This is a genomic window from Dactylosporangium sp. NPDC050588 (assembly GCF_040654975.1).
Lineage (GTDB): Bacteria > Actinomycetota > Actinomycetes > Mycobacteriales > Micromonosporaceae > Dactylosporangium > Dactylosporangium maewongense.
In genome coordinates this window covers 1-1,421 of record NZ_JBFAJA010000235.1, presented here as the reverse complement: position 1 = coordinate 1,421, position 1,421 = coordinate 1, and the positions used below count along the sequence as shown (strand labels likewise).

Here is a 1,421-nt window from a genome sequence, read left to right as displayed (position 1 = left end):
ATCGCGGCTTCCGTCGGGCCGTACGTGTTGTACAGCCGGGCATCCGGCAGCACCTCGAAGAACCGGTCCCGGACCGCGGTCGTCAGCTCCTCACCCCCGCTGAGCACGTGCCGCAGCGATCGGCACTCCACCGTGGACGGCTCGTCGAGCATCGCGCGCAGCAGCGACGGCACGAACTCCGCGTACGTGACCCCCTCGTCGCGGATCAGCCCGGCGAGGTAGGAGGGTTCGCGGTGGCCGCCGGGCCGGGCCACCACCAGCGTGGCGCCGATCGTCAGGGGCAGGAAGAGCTCCTCGACCGACACGTCGAAGCTCGCCGGGGTCTTGTACAGGACCCGGTCGGACGCGTTCAGCCCGTAGTCGGCGGCGAGCCAGCGCAGCGTGTTCACGACGGCCGCGTGCGGGACGACGACGCCCTTGGGGGTGCCTGTCGACCCGGACGTGTAGATGACGTACGCCGGGCTGTCGGGCAGGACCTCGGCCTCCTGCCAGTCGGCGTCGGGGGCGTCCACGTCGGACAGGACGATCCGGGCGCCGGCGTCGGCGAGCATGAAATCGACCCGTTCGGCCGGCAGGTCGAGGTCGATCGGCAGGAACGCGGCGCCGGCCTGCACCACGCCCAGGGTCGCGACGATCAGGTCGAGGCCGCGGGGCAGCTGGACCGCCACCACCGTCTCCGGGCCGGCGCCGAGCCGGCGCAGGTGCGCGGCGACCCGGCCGGCGCGGGCGGCGAGGTCGGCGTAGGTGACTTCGACGCCGTCGAAGACGACCGCGGCCGCGTCGGGGTCGCGGGCGACCTGCTCGGCGAAGAGGCCGGGCAGCGTGGCGGGTGACCACCCGGCGGCGGTGTCGTTCCACCCGGTGAGGACCTGGTGGCGTTCGCCGCCGTCGAGGACGTCCACTGTGGAGATCGGTGCGGTCGGGTCGGCGAGGACCGCTTCGAGGGCCCGCACGACGCGCGCCGCCAGCGTGCCGACGGTCCCGGCGTCGAACAGGTCGGTGGAGCCGATGAGCTGGCCGCGCAGCCCGCCGGTCGTCTCCTCGACGGTCAGGTCGAGGTCGAACGTCGTCGTAACCGTGCGCGGCGGCCCGGCGACCGCCGGCGCCGCCGCTCCGCCGACGCGCACGCCGGGCAGGTCGAGGACGGCGGCGGCGGTGTTCTCGACCGCCAGCATGACCTGGAAGAGCGGGTTACGGGACAGCGACCGCGCCGGTGCCAGCTCCTCCACCAGCAGCTCGAACGGCACATCCTGGTTGCTCAACGCCGACAGGCCGGCCTCCCGCACCCGACCCAGCAACTCCACGAACGACGGATCCCCCGACAGGTCCGTCCGCATCACCAGGGTGTTGACGAAGAACCCGACCAGATCGTCCAAGCCTTCGTCGGTACGACCCGCGACCACCGTCCCGATCGGCACATC

The 1,421-nt window shown here is 73.0% G+C and carries 1 protein-coding gene; it reads right to left on the bottom strand.

Annotated elements, in window-relative coordinates; genetic code table 11:
* The coding region (locus AB0I21_RS57480; RefSeq protein WP_360574536.1) for an AMP-binding protein at positions 1-1,376 on the bottom strand (1,376 nt) is incomplete at its 3' end.
* Positions 1,377-1,421 lie beyond the last annotated feature (45 nt).